Source organism: Pseudomonas sp. F9001, from assembly GCF_013385435.1.
Classification (GTDB): Bacteria; Pseudomonadota; Gammaproteobacteria; order Pseudomonadales; family Pseudomonadaceae; genus Aquipseudomonas.
In genome coordinates this window covers 206548-223329 of record NZ_JACAPX010000012.1, presented here as the reverse complement: position 1 = coordinate 223329, position 16782 = coordinate 206548, and the positions used below count along the sequence as shown (strand labels likewise).

General features: G+C 63.2%; 16 protein-coding genes and 1 pseudogene. 5 read left to right on the top strand and 12 right to left on the bottom strand.

Features of this window, described 5'->3' with window-relative positions:
- Positions 1 to 222: 222 nt before the first annotated feature.
- Positions 223 to 1713, bottom strand: a complete 1491-nt coding sequence (locus tag HX818_RS12545) for an aldehyde dehydrogenase family protein (protein WP_008431084.1) — start codon at positions 1711 to 1713, stop codon at positions 223 to 225.
- 13 nt (positions 1714 to 1726) lie between these two features.
- Positions 1727 to 2116, bottom strand: a complete 390-nt coding sequence (locus tag HX818_RS12540; RefSeq protein ID WP_008431083.1) for a cytochrome c family protein — start codon at positions 2114 to 2116, stop codon at positions 1727 to 1729.
- A gap of 226 nt (positions 2117 to 2342) precedes the next feature.
- Between HX818_RS12540 and HX818_RS12535 the strand changes: the two genes are divergently transcribed.
- From HX818_RS12535 to HX818_RS31475, 3 genes and pseudogenes are all read left to right on the top strand, one after another.
- A complete protein-coding gene (locus tag HX818_RS12535) occupies positions 2343 to 3665 on the top strand; it encodes a hypothetical protein (protein WP_003212614.1) in 1323 nt (440 codons plus the stop codon).
- A 53-nt stretch (positions 3666 to 3718) separates the two neighbouring features.
- A pseudogene (locus tag HX818_RS31480) lies at positions 3719 to 5005 on the top strand (HAMP domain-containing protein); the annotation flags it as partial.
- A 24-nt stretch (positions 5006 to 5029) separates the two neighbouring features.
- A complete protein-coding gene (locus HX818_RS31475; RefSeq protein WP_371132386.1) occupies positions 5030 to 5860 on the top strand; it encodes a methyl-accepting chemotaxis protein in 831 nt (276 codons plus the stop codon).
- A 130-nt stretch (positions 5861 to 5990) separates the two neighbouring features.
- On the opposite strand, the gene hpaC is transcribed toward HX818_RS31475, so the two are convergent.
- A complete protein-coding gene (hpaC, locus tag HX818_RS12525) occupies positions 5991 to 6503 on the bottom strand; it encodes a 4-hydroxyphenylacetate 3-monooxygenase, reductase component (RefSeq protein WP_003212611.1) in 513 nt (170 codons plus the stop codon).
- 219 nt (positions 6504 to 6722) lie between these two features.
- Here hpaC and HX818_RS12520 point away from each other — a divergent pair, with 219 nt between their 5' ends.
- The gene (locus HX818_RS12520; RefSeq protein WP_003212609.1) at positions 6723 to 7328 is read left to right on the top strand and encodes a response regulator transcription factor; all 606 of its coding nucleotides are present in this window, start codon (positions 6723 to 6725) and stop codon (positions 7326 to 7328) included.
- Positions 7329 to 7475: 147 nt separating this feature from the next.
- Here HX818_RS12520 and feaR read toward each other — a convergent pair whose 3' ends face one another.
- From feaR to HX818_RS12475, 9 genes are all read right to left on the bottom strand, one after another.
- A complete protein-coding gene (gene feaR, locus HX818_RS12515) occupies positions 7476 to 8396 on the bottom strand; it encodes a transcriptional regulator FeaR (RefSeq protein WP_023658728.1) in 921 nt (306 codons plus the stop codon).
- Between the two features lie 60 nt (positions 8397 to 8456).
- Positions 8457 to 9407: a PDR/VanB family oxidoreductase gene (locus HX818_RS12510; RefSeq protein WP_177020206.1), complete on the bottom strand. Its 951-nt coding sequence runs from the start codon at positions 9405 to 9407 to the stop codon at positions 8457 to 8459.
- Positions 9408 to 9507: 100 nt separating this feature from the next.
- Positions 9508 to 10248 carry an SDR family NAD(P)-dependent oxidoreductase gene (locus tag HX818_RS12505; RefSeq protein WP_087694278.1) on the bottom strand — a complete coding sequence of 247 codons (741 nt, stop codon included), beginning with the start codon at positions 10246 to 10248 and terminating at the stop codon, positions 9508 to 9510.
- 139 nt (positions 10249 to 10387) lie between these two features.
- Complete coding sequence (locus HX818_RS12500) at positions 10388 to 10879, bottom strand: aromatic-ring-hydroxylating dioxygenase subunit beta (protein ID WP_008431075.1); 492 nt, start codon at positions 10877 to 10879, stop codon at positions 10388 to 10390.
- A complete protein-coding gene (locus HX818_RS12495) occupies positions 10876 to 12159 on the bottom strand; it encodes a Rieske 2Fe-2S domain-containing protein (protein ID WP_003208861.1) in 1284 nt (427 codons plus the stop codon). Before HX818_RS12495 ends, HX818_RS12500 begins: the two co-directional genes overlap by 4 nt.
- Positions 12160 to 12183: 24 nt before the next feature.
- A complete protein-coding gene (locus tag HX818_RS12490; RefSeq protein ID WP_177020205.1) occupies positions 12184 to 13311 on the bottom strand; it encodes an amidase in 1128 nt (375 codons plus the stop codon).
- Positions 13308 to 13778, bottom strand: coding sequence for a nuclear transport factor 2 family protein (locus tag HX818_RS12485; RefSeq protein WP_008431069.1), 471 nt, complete (start codon positions 13776 to 13778; stop codon positions 13308 to 13310). Before HX818_RS12485 ends, HX818_RS12490 begins: the two co-directional genes overlap by 4 nt.
- Before the next feature lie 3 nt (positions 13779 to 13781).
- Positions 13782 to 14153, bottom strand: coding sequence for a hypothetical protein (locus tag HX818_RS12480; RefSeq protein ID WP_177020204.1), 372 nt, complete (start codon positions 14151 to 14153; stop codon positions 13782 to 13784).
- Positions 14154 to 14170: 17 nt separating this feature from the next.
- The gene (locus tag HX818_RS12475; protein WP_102368716.1) at positions 14171 to 15319 is read right to left on the bottom strand and encodes an acyl-CoA dehydrogenase family protein; all 1149 of its coding nucleotides are present in this window, start codon (positions 15317 to 15319) and stop codon (positions 14171 to 14173) included.
- Positions 15320 to 15530: 211 nt separating this feature from the next.
- On the opposite strand from HX818_RS12475, the gene HX818_RS12470 reads away from it, so the two are divergent.
- Entirely contained in the window at positions 15531 to 16655 is a 1125-nt protein-coding gene (locus tag HX818_RS12470) for a sensor histidine kinase (protein ID WP_087694281.1), read from the top strand.
- Positions 16656 to 16782 lie beyond the last annotated feature (127 nt).

Here is a 16782-nt window from a genome sequence, read left to right as displayed (position 1 = left end):
GGAGCGGGTAAACCGGCAGGACGCCGGTTTAGCCGCGCTGGGCCAAGGATGGCCCATCGCGGCGGCCCGCGGAGCAATGCCGGAGTGAGGGAACGCCGAGCCTAGGCGAGGCGCCGACAGGCGGGGCAGAGCGCTTTGGTTACTTTGCCGCTTTTGCAAAGTGACTCGCTGTAAGAGCGAAACCATAAGTCGCCGTTACCTAAATAACGGATATGCCCCCAATCAATGCGCAATACACACCGACTTCAGCTCGGTATAAGCCTCAATTACCGCCCGCCCAAACTCCCGCCCCATCCCCGATTGCTTCACCCCGCCAAACGGCATCGCCGGGTCCAGCAACACATGCGCATTCACCCAAACAGTCCCCGCCTCGATCCGCGGCACCAGGTTCATCGCCTTACCCAGATCATTGGTCCAAAGACTGGCCGCCAACCCATACCGATTGTCATTGGCCAACTCAATCACCGCATCCTCATCATCAAACGCCATCACCCCCAACACCGGCCCAAACACCTCCTCCCGGGCCACCGCCATCCCATGATCGATATCCGCCAAAATCGTCGGCCGCACATAAAACCCCTCACCCGCAACCTCATCCCCACCGATCACCACCCGCGCCCCTTCAGCCCGGGCCTGCTCGATATGGCGCAGTACCCCTTGCTGCTGCTTGCGCGACACCAACGGATTAATCGCCGCCTCACCGTCCATCCCCGCCCCCAACGGCATCGCCGACACCGCCGCCGCCAACCCCTCGACAAACCGGTCATACACCGAACGATGCACATAAAAGCGCGAAGCCGCCGCACACACCTGTCCGTTGTTCAGCAACCCACCCAGGATCGCCCCCTGGATCGCCTTATCAATATCCGCATCCGCCAACACGATCATCGGATTCTTGCCCCCCAACTCCAGGGCAAACCGCGTCATGTTCTCCATGCACGCCACCCCCACGCTCTTGCCCACCGCAGTCGAACCGGTAAACGACACCTTGCTCACCAACGGATGAGCAGTCAGAACGCCCCCCACCGACGCCCCGCCGCCGGTCACCACGTTGAACACCCCCGCCGGAATCCCCGCCTCCAGCGCCAGCTCCGCCAGGCGCATCGCCGTCAGCGGCGTTTCCATCGCCGGCTTGATGATCACCGTGCACCCGGTCGCCAGCGCCGGCATCAATTTCCAGGCCGCAATCAGCAGCGGGAAATTCCACGGCACGATGCCCACCACCACGCCCACTGGCTCGCGCTTGGTGAACGCAGTGAACCTGGCCCCCGGCGGCAAAGGGATGGACACGTCGAAGGTCTGCCCTTCGATCTTGGTCGCCCAGCCCGACATGTAGCGCATGAACTCCACCGTGGCGTTCAGATCCAGCCCCCGCGCCAGGTTGATCGACTTGCCCTGGCTCAGGGTTTCCAGCTGCGCCAGCTCCTCGGCATGGGCCTCAACCAACGCGGTGAAGTTCAGCAAAATCCGCTCACGGTCGGCCGGGCGCAATCCCGACCACACGCGGGACTTGAACGCCGCATGGGACGACTGCACCGCCTGCTCCACCACGTGCAACGGCGCGTCGAGGGTTTCGCACAGGGTTTGCCCGGTGGCCGGGTTGATCACCTTGATGTGTTCGCCCTCGGCAAATACCCATTGGCCATCGATAAAGCAGCCATGACGACGGTCCAGGAATGCAGCCACCTGCGGCAGGATTTCAACGTTGCTCATGATTCACCTGTATTCAATGTTGTTCTTTGAGAAAGCAGGCGACCGCTTGGCGATCGTCGGCCGAAGCCAGGCCCATGTAGGGCATGTAGGTGCCGGGCACAAACGCCTGGGGTTGGGTGATGAATTGCGCGATGGTCTCGGCTTGCCACTCGACGTTTTTGTCACGCATCGCCTGGGAGTAGCTGAAGCCCGCCAGGGAGCCGGATTTACGCCCGTAAACGCCTGCCAGGTTTGGCCCCATCATTGTCGCGCCGCCCTTCGCCACCGCATGGCACACGCTGCATTCGTTGGCGAAAACCTGGGCGCCACGGCTCTGGTCAGGGCCGCATTCAGCGGCGAATGCGCTGTGGGCCAGGACCAGCGACAGCAGGCCGGCCAGGGAAAATCTGTGTGCAGTGAACATAGAAAAACGACCTTGGAAATCATCGAAGTTGCCGACGATTGTCAGGGCTCAAGGTCGCTCGGGTTTTGCCCTGCGTGCCAGTCGTATTGGCCGGGCTGCCAAACCGTGGATTCTGGCAAGCACAGTCAAGTCTTTGGCAACCAGACAAAAGGCACGTCACTTCGCCAGCATTAGTATCGCGGCAGACCCCAACCCTGTGGTCATGAACAAGAATGGATGCCACACCATGCTCAAGTCCCCCTTGCTTCGTCTCTCGACCCTCGCGCTGATGATCGGCGCCAACCCGGCCGGCGCTTATGAGCTGTACGCCGATGACAGCAGTCATCTGAACGCCACGCTGGAAGCGGTATTCGGTGCCTTCCACAGCCAGCAGAACTACAGTCAATCCGGCCGCCTGGCCAAGGGCTCCTCGTCCTGGCGCGAGGGCTACGTGAAGTACGGCCTGAGCTTCGACAAAAGCTTCAGCGGCGCCGGCACCACCTACGGTGCGGCCAACCTGCTGAGTTCCGGCACCTGGGGCGACGGCGATGCCGCAGGTTTCAGCGACGGTTCGGAGCGCACCACGAAATTCGAAGACGCCTACCTCGGCTGGCGCTCGGGCAAGTTGTTTGAGGCCCTGGGCGAGAATGGCGTGGACCTGTCCTTCGGCCGCCAGAACATCGTGGTCGGCGACGGTTTCCTGATTGACGGCGACGCGCTGAACTTCGGCAAGGGCGTGGCCGATGGCGACCTCAATCGCGGCGGCGGCTACTACATCGCCGCCCGCAAGGCCTTCGACGAAACCGCCGTGTTGCGCCTGGGCGGCAAGGACGGCTGGCGCAGCGACCTGATGTGGCTCAAGTCCGATAACCGTGCCCAGGCCAAGACCGAGATGTACGTCGCCACCCTCGAACACGTGGCCGCCGAAGGCACCGTGGGGCTGACGTACATCGACACCACCGACGTCGACAAGCAGTACGCCTCCCCCACGCAGCTGGAACGCGATGGCATGAAGACCTACAGCCTGCGGGCCACGGGCAATGCCGGGGTGACCAACCTGTTCCTGTCCGGCGAATACGCCTGGCAGGACAAGCCCCACACCGGCAACGAAGACGCCTGGTACCTGGAAGCTGGCTGGACCTTCTCCGACGTGACCTGGACGCCGTATGTGAGCTACCGCTACAGCCGCTTCTCGGAAGGCTTCGACCCGCTGTTCTACGGTTTCAGCCGTGGCTACGGCACCTGGTTCCAGGGTGAAGTGGCGGGCAATTACGCCGGGCCGTTCAACAACAACTCACGCATCCAGAACGTCACGTTCAAGGTTTCGCCCCTGCAGAACCTCAACGTCGGCGCGGTGTTGTTCGACTTCAAGACCATCGACCGCAACCTCGGCAACAACGACGGCCACGAGCTGGACCTGTACGCCGAATGGCACGTCAACGACCACCTGACGGTGATGCCGCTGATCGGCCTGTACCAGCCGGACAAGAGCGCCGAGCAAGGCGGCACGCAGCTGGGCAACCACGATAAAAACCTCTACAGCCAAGTGGTGTTCGCCACTAACTTCTAAGCCCGGCCGGGGCGGTGGCGCCGCCATCGCCCCGCCTGGCCAAGGCCTTCGCAATGCACAAGAAATTCCTCACGATCCAGAGCAAGATCGCCCTGCTCGCCGGCCTCTGCCTGTTATTGGTGGTCGGCCTGCTGATGAGCCTGTCGCTGTACCAGACCCACCAGAGCAGCCAGCACGTGGCCCAGGCCAGCAGCGACATGCTCGCTGCCGCCGCCAAGGAACACATGCAGGCCCTGGGGCAAGTTCAGGCCATGCAGGTGCAACGCACCTTCATGCAAACCCATGAATACGGCCAGGGCTTGTCGCGTTATGTGCTGTACCTGCGGCAACTGCAACAACAGGGCAAACTGACCCGCCCAGAGTTGCGCCAGGAGCTGAATACCCAGCTGCGCCAGGCCCTGGTCGACAAGCCCGACCTGCTCGGGATTTACGTCATTTTCGAAGCCAATGCCCTGGACGGTGACGATGCCCACTTCGTCGACCAGGCCGCCGTCGGCAGCAACGAGGCCGGCCGCTTCGCCCAATACTGGGTGCAGGCCACCCCGGGTGAACTGACAGCGGTAGTCGGCGACGAAGCGCTGCTGGCCAATACCTCGCCCGGCCCCAGCGGCGCGCCGTACAACGCCTTCTACACCTGCGCCCGCGACACCGCCAGGGCCTGTGTGCTGGAGCCGTATTTCGACGAGGCTTCCGGCAGCCGCAAGCTGGTGACCAGCATTGCGTTCCCGCTGATGGAGCACGGCAAGGTGATCGCGGTGATTGGCCTGGACATCAACCTGGCGGCCTTGCAACAGGCCAGCCATACCAGCGCCGGGCAACTGTTCGACGGCCACGGGCAAGTCAGCATCGTCAGCCCCAAAGGCGTGATTTCCGCCTACAGCGAGGACGCCAGCCGCCTCGGGCAGCCGATCAGCGAAGTCATGCACGATGGCGCCCAGGTACTGGACGCGTTGCGCCAGGGGCAACCGCAAACCTTTGTCGATCAACAGCAAATCAAGCTACTCGAACCGCTGGCACCGATTGCCGGTGCCGCACCGTGGGGCGTTCTGGTGGGCGTGCCGCAGTCGGTGCTGCTGGCGCCGGTCACTGCGCTGCAACAGCAACTCGATGCCCAAGGGGTGAAAAGCACCGCCCTGGAACTGCTGCTGGGTGGCGGCTCGGCCCTGCTCGGCCTGCTATTGATCTGGTACGCCGCGCTGCGCATCACCCGGCCGCTGCAAACCCTGACCCGGGTGATGGAGGACATTTCCCGTGGCGAAGGCGACCTGACGCGGCGGCTGGAGGTGCAATCCCGGGACGAGATCGGCCAGTTGGCCAGCGCCTTCAACCGTTTTGTCGAACGTATCCACCAGTCGATCCGCGAAGTGTCTTCAGCGGGGCTCGGGGTCAACCAGGTGGTCAAGCGGGTGCTGCTGGCCTCGAATTCCTCGCTGAACAACTTCGATGAACAGGCGACCCGCACCAACAGTGTCGCGGCGGCGATCAACGAACTGGGCGCCGCCGCCCAGGAAATCGCCCGTAATGCCTCCGATGCGTCGCAGCAAGCCTCCGGCGCCCGGCAACAGGCTGAGGACGGGCGCCAGGTGGTGGAGCGCACGATTGCCGTGATGAATGAACTGTCGGGCAAGATCAGCGCCTCGTGCGTGCACATCGATGCGCTGAATCACAAGACGGTGAACATCGGGCAAATCCTGGAGGTGATCAAGGGCATCTCCCAGCAGACCAATCTGCTGGCACTGAACGCCGCCATTGAAGCGGCCCGGGCCGGTGAGGCCGGGCGCGGGTTTGCGGTGGTGGCCGATGAGGTGCGCAGCCTGGCCTATCGCACCCAGGAGTCGGCGCTGGAGATTCAGCAGATGATCGAAGAGTTGCAGGTGGGCGCACGGGAATCCGTCAGCACCATGACCGAGAGCCAGCAGCACAGCGAGGAAAGCGTGAGCATCGCCAACTTGGCGGGTACGCGGCTGGCCAGCGTGACGCAGAGGATTGGCGAGATTGATAACGTCAACCAGTCGGTGGCGGCGGCGACCGAGGAGCAGACGTCGGTGGTGGAAGCGCTGAATGTGGACATTACCGAGATCAATATGCTGAACCAGGCCGGGGTGGAAAACCTGCAGTCGACGCTGCAGGCCTGTACCGAGCTTGAGCGTGAAGCGGAACGCTTGAATCAGCTGGTGGGCAGCTTTCGCATCTGACCAACAACTGCCCCGCAGGCCCCATGTGGGAGCGGGCTTGCTCGCGAAGACAGAGTGTCAGCCACTGAATAGGTTTCTGATACACCGCCTTCGCGAGCAAGCCCGCTCCCACATTTGATCTCCTGAACCTTCAGCAATGGGCGCCAGCATGCTCAATCCGGTGAAACAGCCGGTTGAAGTACACCAGGCTGTCGCCCTGCCCCCGCACCCCAACCCGCGACAACTCCACGAACATCACCGAATGCGACCCTACCTCCTTGCACTCACTGATACGCCCTTCCAGCTGCACCAGCGCATCCCGCAGCACCGGCACCCCCGCCTCGCCTCCGTCCCACAGGTCCCAGGCAAACCGCTCCGCCATGGGCACCTGGGTCATCCCGGCAAAGTGCCGCGCCAGCTCTTCCTGCTCCCCGCACAGCACGTTCACGCACAGCTGCCCATTGGTACGGAACACATCATGGGTCGCACTCCCGCGGTTCACGCACACCAACACCGTGGGGGGCGAATCCGTCACCGAGCACACCGCACTCGCCGTGATCCCGCAACGCCCGCCCGGGCCGTTGGTGGTGATGATGTTCACCGCGGCCGGCAGTTGCGCCATGGCGTTGCGAAAGTCGATTTGCTGCTGGCTCAGGTCGGCCATGTCGGTGCCCCTTTACGGTCCGTGGGTGATGCCACAAGACTAAGACGCCCCGTGCGGCGCGACCATTCAGACGATCCCCATGCCGACTAGGTGGTTTCTTTATCGTCAGGGCCGTTCACACTGGGTATTCTGCTGGCAAGGCTCCACAGATGAGCCAATGTCCGCCGCAGCGTGCCCGCGTGCGAAAACAATAATTAGAAATTCTCGTGGCAGTCCCTGATGGAAATTCGCACACCGATTGTTTACATCGTTGATGACGACAAAGACCTGCGTACCTCGCTGGCCTGGCTGCTGGAGTCGGTCAGCGTAAAGGCCCAATGTTTCGCCGGGGCCGAAGAGTTCCTTGCGCACTACGACCCGCGCCAGCCCGCCTGCCTGGTGCTGGACGTGCGCATGCCGCAGACCAGCGGCTTCCAGTTGCAGGAGATCCTCAACCGGCGCGGCAGTACCTTGCCGACCATCTTCGTGTCGGCCCACGGCGACATACCGATGTCGGTCACCGCAATGAAAAACGGCGCGCTGGATTTCGTTGAGAAGCCCTACAACCCGCAACAGATGATCGACCGCATCCAGGCCGCGCTGAAGACCGCTGTACAGGCCCAGGCCGACCAGGAACAGCGCGAGCACCTGCAAGGCAAGCTGGCGCTGCTGACGAGCCGGGAGCGAGAAGTGTTGATGCTGGTGGTGGACGGCAAGGCGAGCAAGGTGATTGCCCGCGAGCTGAACATCAGCGTGAAGACCGTTGACGTGCACCGCACCAAGATCAAGGAAAAGATGGGCGTGACCAGCATCGCCATGCTGGTCCGCGAGGTGTTGTATCCCTAGGGCGCGATGATTGAATGTGGGAGCTGTCGAGCCTTGGCGAGGCTGCGATGGGATCGCTGCGGAGTACCTGTCAGACCGAGTGGCCTGCATCGCGGGCAAGCCCGGCTCCCACAGGAAAATGCATTCCAGGTTCGGGAGCGGCACGCATCAATGATGGCTATAGCGCTTGCGGTACTCGCCCGGTGACACGCCGAAGCGCGACTTGAACGCCGATGAGAAGTAGCTGGAGTCGGAGAAGCCCCAGGCATAACAGAGTGCCGACAGCTTCTGCTCCGCCGGCGAATGGCGCAGGGTTTCGGCGCAGAAATCCAGGCGTCGGTGCTTGATGTATTGCGCCACCACCAGCCCGCGCTTGGAAAACATCCGGTACAGCCCGCGCACCGACACTCCGACTTCCCGGGCGATCAGCTCCGGGCAGAGTTCTTCTGCACCGATGTGCGCATCGATGTAGGCGATGGTCTTGCGAAACTGCCGTTCCTGGGTGTCCACGCCGTTGTCCCGGGCGCTGATCCCCGGCAGCAGCAGGCTGACCAATGCATCCAGCACGGCTTCGCTTTCCTGCATGCCCAGGTCGTTTTGCTGGCGGGTGTCGAGCACCATCTGGCTGGCCATCAGCGCCAACGGCGTGCGCGCCGAGATCCGCGTCGCGCAGTTGACCGCCGTGAAGTGCGAACCGCGCTCCACTACCTGGCGCGGCAGGATCAGCGACAATTGCCGGGAGTTGTCGTGGTAGGTCATGTCACTGGGGCGGCAGGCGTCGATCAGGGCGATGTCACCGCAGCCCAGTTGCGCACGGTTGTCGCCCTGTTCCAGCTGCGCGCTGCCCTGCAACTGGAACACCGCGTAGTAGTGCCCTTCATTGCCCGTACTGACTTCCTTGCTGCTGCGATACAGATGCACCTGGGCCATATCGACCACGCTGAGCTTGATCGCGCCGCTGCGAAACTCGCTCAATTCCCCATAAAACCCCGCGCCCAGGGCGCGGGCATCGAAGCGTCCACAGGCCTGGTTAACCTGCTGCAACCAACGCTCGAACGATTCGTTACGTTGCACCGTTGAACTCATCATGACCGCAAGGCCTCACGTTTTTTATTTTTTTGGTCCCAGCAATCTTACGGGTAGCGCCGATCAAATATCCAATACCAGACGAGCGGAAACCGCCCGGGAAACACACGCGCAAATCTGCCGGTTGGCGGCCTTCTCCTTGGTCGACAGGCAATTGTCACGGTGCTCGGGCACGCCTTCCAGCACCTCGACAATGCAGGTGCCGCAGAGGCCTTCGCGGCACTCGGTGTCGATGTCGCAACCGTGGGCCTGCAATACGTCCACCAGGCTGGTATTCGCCGGTACTTGCAGCACCACGCCGGAGCTGGCCAGCTCCACCTCGAAACCACCGCTGGGCCCGACATTCACCGCTGGGTCGGCCTGGAAGTGCTCCAGGTGGATCGCTTCCTCGGGACGGCTGCGGGCCGCCACTTCCACCACCTTGTGCATGAACGGCGCGGGGCCGCAGGTGTAGACGTGGGCAGCCGCGCCCGCCTGGTCCAGGCAGGCGCTCAAGGCCGCATCCAGCGCGTCCGGCTCGACGCCATAGTGAAACTGCACATGCTCGCCGAATGTATCGGCCAACAGCTGGGTAAACGCCGCGTACTGCGCCGAACGTGCAAAATAGTGCAGGCGCCACGGCTGGCCGCTGTCGGCCAGTCGATAGGCCATGCTCAACAGCGGCGTCACCCCGATACCGGCGGCAAACAGCGCATGGGCCGGCGCCTCCGGGTCGAGGCGGAACAGGTTGCGCGGCGCGCCCATCTCCAGCTCCATGCCCTCCTGCACCTGCTCATGCAGTGCCAGGGAGCCGCCACGGGATTGCGCCTCTTTCTTCACCGCCACCAGGTACGCGCGGCCATCGTGGGGCGGGCTGCACAGCGAATACTGGCGGGTGACGCCGGTTGGCCCGGTAAGGTCCACATGGGCCCCGGGCTCATAACTGTCGAGGGGCTGGCCGTCACTGCGCACGAGGCGAAAGGAACGGATATCCAGCGCTTCATCGACGATGCGTTCGATCTTCACCTTCATCATTGCAGCACCTGAATCCTGTTGTTTCGGTTGAACGCTAACCTGTGGCGAGGGAGCTTGCTCCCGCTGGACTGCGCAGCAGGCCCACTCTCTTCGGCGATGACTAGCGCATGAACAGCCCGCCGTTGATGTCCCAGCACGCGCCCGTGATCGAGGCGGCGTGGTGGGCGATCAACAGCAGCACGGTGTCGGCGATGGTGTGCGGGTCGCCGAGGGTGCCCGTCGGGATAATCTTGAGGATCTGCTCCAGGCGCTCCGGCGCCACGGTTTCGCGCACCACCGGCAAATCAAGCGGGCCTGGCGAAATGCTGTTGACCGTCACGCCCCGGGGCGCCAGTTCACGGGCGAAGACCTTGGTCAGCGTAGCCACGCCGCCCTTGGCCGCGGCGTAATGCGCGCCAGTGGCAGTGCCGCCGTTTTGCCCGGCGAGGGAGGCGATATTGACGATGCGCCCGAACCCTCGTTCGGCGAAATGCGCACCAAACACCTGGCAGGCCACGAACGTGCCCCGCAGGTTGATCGCCATCGATTCGTCGAATTCCTCGGGTGTGATGTCCATCAGCGCCGCAACTTTCGACACCCCGGCGTTGTTCACCAGGATATCGGTGCCGCCCCAGCGCTCGCTGAGCAGGTCCCGGGCGCGAATAAAATCGGCCTTGTTGCGCACGTCCAGCTCGATGGCGACGGCGGTTTCGCCGCGGTTGTCGAGTTCAGAGGCCAGGCGCTGCACGCCGTCCAGGTGCACATCCGCCAGGCCCACGCGGTAGCCTGCGGCGTGCAGGCGCCGGGCGATGCATTCGCCGAGGCCACGGGAGGCGCCGGTTACAAGCGCGATTCGGTTCATCAGGATGTCCTCATCTCAACTGTGGGAGCGGGCTTGCTCGCGAATGCGGTGTGTCAGTCAATGCATGTGGCGACTGATCCACCGCATTCGCGAGCAAGCCCGCTCCCACATTGGTTTTGTGTCGTTGTTTGAATCGTGCTTACAACAGAAAGCCGAGTGCACTCAGGCTGTCGGTGGAATTGATCAGCCGCACCACCTTGCGCTCCAGGGTCGCGACCCCGGCGCTGAACCGGATGCGGTAATTCAGGTCGGCCACAAACGGCGTGTGTACTCCGCGCTTGTAGGCGTACAGCAGCTGCGCACAGTTAACCTCCACCACCTCGCCCGCCGCTTCCACCAGGGTGAATCGCGACACACTGCGCACGGTTTTCGCCGCATCCACCGCCGACGGTGAATACCCCGCCGTCAGCCGTTCGATGCGCAGGTCACGCATGCGCGCATCGTCATAGGCGTAGTTGAGGTTGGCTTCAAAATCCTCGGTGTCCGGGTCGATCGGCACGACGTAACGCCCGCTCTCGCTCCACAACGCGGCCCATTGCACGTAGTCCTTGTGGTCCAGCAGTTCGGCTTCACGCCAGATGAATTCGATGGCCTGGGCCAGCGGTGCGGTAAAACCAGTCAGGGTGTTCATTGGCTCATCATCCTTTTCCACATGTCATAGGCCCCGCGCATGCCGCCTTCATCAGTGGCGTGGGATACCTTGTCGCCGTTGTCGGCCAGCACTTCGCGGTTCAGGCCACGGTTGACCAGGATCGGTGCGTCCACGCCGGCATACGAGCCGCGTTGCACCCGGTCCCAGGCTTCGGCGTCGTCGGGGCTGCCAAAGCCGAACGGGCCCTGGAAGTGTTCGTGGATGCGCAGGCGCTCGCGGTTGGCAACCTGTGGGCCGCCCTCCATGCCCAGGGCGACGTGGCGGATTTCGGTCTCGGTGACCGACACCGGGCGCAGCACCCGGAAGAACGACATCGACATGGCGACATTGGGAAACAGGTTGAGGTTGAACCCGGCGCCGTGCAGCGAGCGCACGATGCGTCGCACCTGGGCCGGCTCCATGGTTTTCGACAGTTCTTCGGTGACGTGGGCGAAACGCTCCTGCAACTGCTCGGTACCGTCGTCGTGGTCCAGGTCGACATGCTCGGGCACCATCACCATCACGCTGTGGCCATTGCCCAGGGAATGGGTGACGGCCTGCTCGTCGGTCATGAACGAGAGCATTTCCGAGGTCTCGGCGTCCACCGACGACATGAACGACTTGTGCACGATCGGGAAGTGGTAGCCGTCGGTGGTGTTTTCCAGCTGGATCTTCCAGTTGCCCTTGAAGCTGAACTTGTGTTCGCCCTGGGTCTTGATCGGGTAGCCGGCGCCCTGCTTCATGAACAGGTCCATCCAGTGTTTGGCGCCGCCGAGGAAGTCGGCCAACGGTTCGATATCGTCGTTGTAGCTGGCGAATACCATCCCGGCGTAGCTGTCCACCCGCAGGCTGGTCAGGGGTAACTCGGACTTTTCCAGGATGCCTTCGTAGCCGTCCGGGTAAGGCAGCGCCCGCAGCTTGCCGTCCAAGCCATAGGACCAGCTGTGATACGGGCAGGTGAAGCCGGTGGCGTTGCCCTTGTGCTTCTCGCAAACCGTGGCGCCACGGTGGCGGCAGCGGTTTTCCAGCACGTTGATCGCGCCTTTCTTGTCGCGCACCACAATCACCGGGCGCCGGCCGATGGTCGCGGTCTTGAAGTCGCCGCTGTTGCGCACTTCGCTTTCATGGGCGACCCAGACCCAGGTGCGGTAGAAGATCTTTTCCAGTTCGGCCTCGAACAGCGCCGGGTCGTTGTACAGCGAGACGTCGACGCGATCGTGCTTGACCAACTCGTCGAGGCTTTTCGATTTGGCAATCAGCCGGTATTCATGGGTACTCATGGAGCCCTCCTCAAGGCGTTGTTCTTATTGGCGAGCCGTGATGCTCTGCTGCAGTTGTGCGCCGAGGGCACACACCCATTCGTCCTGGCCCTTACGGCCGACAATCTGTAGCCCGACCTTCAGCCCGCTGTCGGCCAGGGTCACCGGCACCGTCAGCGCCGGGTGGCCGCTGAGGTTGAATGGCCGCACCAATGGCGTCATGCGGGCCACGGCCTGGCTGCCGTTGCGGGCTTCGGCCAGGGTCGGCGGCAGGTCTGGCATCGTCGGCAGCAGCAACACGGAGAATTCTTCGAGCGCGGCGTCCACCTGGTGGCTGAAGCGGGTGCGCACGACTTCGGCTGCGGCCAAATCAGCAGCGCTGGTGCGGCTGGCAGCCAACAAGCGTTGTTCGACATCCGCACCGATCAGCCCCTTGCCGGTGAGGTGACCGAAGGCTGCCCAGTTTTCCACGTTAATCACCGTAAGGCCGGCGCCGAACGCCGTGTCAAAGTCGTCCAGATGCAGACGCTGCTGACGCCAGCCGGCCGCGTCGACGGCAGCCATCAGGCTCGCCTTCAGCCATGGCTCACAGGCCACATCCAGAAAGCCCACCGGCACGCTGCCGGACGGCGCCGCCTGTGGCTGGAAACCCGGGCAAATCACCTGCATCGCGGCAATCAGGTCCTGCATGTTCGCGGCGAACGGCCCGACGCAATCGAGGCTGGATGCCGCCGGTTGCGCGCCAATGCGGCTGACTCGGCCATAGGTCGGTTTCAACCCGGCAATCCCGCAGCACGCCGCCGGCACCCGCACCGAGCCGCCGGTGTCGGTACCAATGGCGATATCCGCCAGGCCCGCCGCAACCGCCGCGGCCGAACCGCTGGAGGAGCCGCCCGGCACGCGATCCGGCGCCTGGGGATTGACGGGCGTACCGCTCCAGTCGTTGATGCCGGTGACGCCAAATGCCAGTTCATGCAGGCTGGTCTTGCCGACGATCTGCCAGCCGGCATCCAGGACCGCCTGCACCACGTGCGCATGCCGCGTCGCCGGCGGAGCATCGGCAAAGGCACGACTGCCCGAGCGGGTCGGATACCCGGCGATGTCGATGGAATCCTTGATGGCCACGCGTCGGCCGCTGCCACCGAGTAAAAATTCGCTGACGAAGGTACTCATGGGTTCACCCCCAACATGCTATTGAACAGGCGCTGCGTACGGAAATGCGCGATCAGCCAGGTGCCGTCGACACGGCGAAAATCGATGGTCAGCCGCGTGCCGAACAACTCGCTGCGCTGGTCGGCGTAGGTGGAAATCTGTTGCATGATCCACTGCCCTGCAGCCGCGCTGCCGTCTACCTGGATCGACTCACTGGTGAGGTAATGCAGGTTCAGCGCAAAGTGTTCCGACGGTGGCAGGTAGCTGCCGACAAACGCCGCCACCGCGTCGCGCCCCCGATGCTGGCCGAAGGTCTGCGCGGTACTTGTGCCAATGCCTTCCCACACCGCATCCACGGTGAACAACTCGGCCAACTCGCGAACGTTGGTCGCCGCCCGGGGCACGTCGCACAGGTCCATGTAGCGCGCCATCAAGCGCCTTACCTGGCTCTCCCCTTCAAGGGTTTCAACACGCTGCAACAGGTCCATGGCTCACACCCTGGCCGCTTCGGGAATGGTCAGCGGGCGGCCGATCCGTGCTTCGACCTTGGCGTAGCGCCACAGGCTGTATTCACCCACCGGCGTGGTACGGAACAGGTTGCAGGCGTCGATCACCGACTGGTGGCAGTCGACGTCGGCCATGATGTAGACGGTCCACGGCGAGGTGGTCGACGGGCCGACCATCAAGCGGTCGTCATCCATCGCCCCCAGCACGTTGACGCCCGGCATGGCGCCGAGGTCGCCCATCATCTGGCTGAAGCCTTTCCACACGCTCAGGCCTTCGCCGGTAGGCAGGTCGAAAAAGTTCTGGGTGATGCCGATGCAGAAGACGACGCGCAGCGGTTCTTGAGTGGCTTGGGACATGGGTTGATCCTTGAAAGTCAGATGTAGCCAGGAAATGGAGGAACGCCGAGGAACACCGAGCCCGCGCCGTCGTACAGGCCTTCGCTGAGGAAGGCGTGCTGGGTCACCACCATGGCGTCGCGCAGGTAGCGTTGCAGCGGGTGGCGCAGGTAGATCGCGGTGGTGCCCGCCAGGCTGTAGGCGCTCTGCACCACGGCGGCGCCGGCCTGGGACACGTGAATGGCGGTCAGGCGCAGCAGGCTGGTTTGCTCGGCCGTGACCGGGTTGCCGGCGAGGATCGAGTTCCACACTTGTTCGGTGGCGCCGTAGAAAAAGCCCCGAGCGGCGCTCAGCCGGGCTTCGGCCTTGGCGATTTCGATGCGCACGTAGGCGCGGTCCGCCAGTTTCGGTGCGCCGGTGATGCCGCTGCCGCTGGCCATGGCGCTGATTTCATCGAGGGCCGCGCGGGCCAGGCCGAGGTTGACCACCGCCAGCACCTGGGCGGCGTAGGCAATCGAGGGATAACGAAACAGCGGCTCGTCGATGGTGGCGGCGCCGCCACGAATGAAGGTCCAGCGCTCGTCTATGTATTGGTCGGTAACTCGCAGGTCATGGCTGCCGGTGCCCTTGAGGCCGACCACGTCCCAGTTTTCGATGATTTCAACCTGGCCGGGCTTGAACACGGCAGTGCGTGGCTTGCCGCCCGCCGCACCGATGCCCACGCCCAGCAGGTCGGCGCCTTTGCAGCCGCTGGCAAACTTCCAGGTGCCGTTGACCTGCCAGCCGCCCTCGACGGTTTCCGCCGGCTGCAACGGGAACAGGCCACCGGCAAACACCAGATCGGGGCTGTCGGCATACAGTTCGGCGAGGGTTTCCTGGGGCAAGGCCGCAAGATACACCCCGGCGCTGCCGAAGCTGGCGACCCAGCCGGCGGAGCCATCGGCTTCGGATATGCGCTCGATCATCTGCAAGAACGTTGCGGGGGCCAGGGCATCGCCGCCGAAACAACGGGGCGTGGCCGCCCGGTAGATGCCCACCTGCTTGAAGCGTTCGATCATGTCCCGTGGCACGTGGGAGCCGGCGTCGAACTCGTCGCGGCGCTGGCGCACTTCATCGAGCACCTGCTGGAACAGCGCGGGCTGCACGTCGGGTAAAGCGTCTGGTTGCACGAGGGCCGAACGCAGCATGGGCTTTCTCCGTTGTAGTTGTTATGGACGCCGTGTCGGGCGTTGATAGGTCCAGTGTAAAAAGCCCGACCACCGTCAACTATTGGGGCGTGCAGCCCACCGGCTAAAGAAATCCCCTAGTGCGCCCCCGATTACTTCTGAGCGTGCCCCCGGATGCAAACCGGTATAACTTGCCACCGTAGTCGTCCCCTCCACCGCCAAGGGCTACGCGATGTACCTACCCAATAACAATGATTTCCACACCCTGATCGAAGCCATGCCGATCTGCACCATCCTTCACGATGCGCAGAGCAAGGACATCCTCTGGGCCAACACCGCGGCGCTGTCGGCGCTGGGGTTTACCCTGGAAGAACTGATCCCGCTCAAGGCCCCGGACATGACCCGGGACGCACCGAAGTACAAGCGCTCCATCGGCCTGCGTTGGCTTGAGCGCGCGGCCCGCAGTGGCCAGCGCACCATCGAGTGGTGTTATCGCTCCAAGGCCGGGGTGGAGATTCTTTCGGAAGCGGTCGCGACGCTGGTGCACCTGGACGGGCGCGACGTGCTGATGGTGCAGTTCCGGGATATTTCCCGGGAAGACAAGGTGAAGCGGGACCTGATCCGCGCCGAGGAAGCCCGGCGTGTCAGTGAACAGCAGCTTGAATACCTGGCCCGATACAACGCCATGGGCGAGATGGCGGTGGCGATTGCTCATGAGTTGAGCCAGCCACTGGCGGCCACGCGCAATTTTATCGAGGGGGTTTTGATTCGTCTGGGCGATACCCACAGTGCCGACCAGGGGGTGAACTGGGGGCTGCAAAGTGCCGTGCGGCAGGTCGAGCATGCGTCAACGATCATCAAGAGTGTGCGTGATTATGTGGTCAAGCTGGAGCAGAGCGCGGAGTGGGTGGACCTCAATGAGTTGCTGCAGGAAACCCGATATTTCATCAGCCTGCGGGCCGAGCCGAGTCAGGTGCGGCTGGAACTGTTCCCCAGTATTGAACCGCTGATGGTGCTTTGTGAAAAAGTGCTGATCGGGCAGGTGATTCTGAACCTGGCATTCAATGCTATTGAAGAGATGAGCGAGCTGCCCGTCGAACGTCGGGTGCTGCGGCTGCATGCCTGCCGTGATGGAAACGTGGCGCGGTTGAGTGTCGAGGATTGTGGACGCGGGATTCAGGCTGTGGCGCGGGAGAAAATCTTTGACGGGTTCTTTTCGTCGAAGGTGGGTGGTAACGGGATTGGGCTGGCGTTGTGCAAGAACATCATTGGTCGGCATCAGGGGGATATCTGGGCGCAGAATCTGGAGCCGTGTGGGGCGGTGTTTAGTTTTTCGTTGCCTTTGGTGGGGTCTTGAGATGGGGGGGTATATCCGTTTCTTCGGTAACGGCCACCTATGGTTCCGCTCTTACAGCGGGTCACTTTTTTACAAACGCCTAAAAAAGTAACCAAAAAACGCTTTGCCCCACCACTCGGTGCCTCGC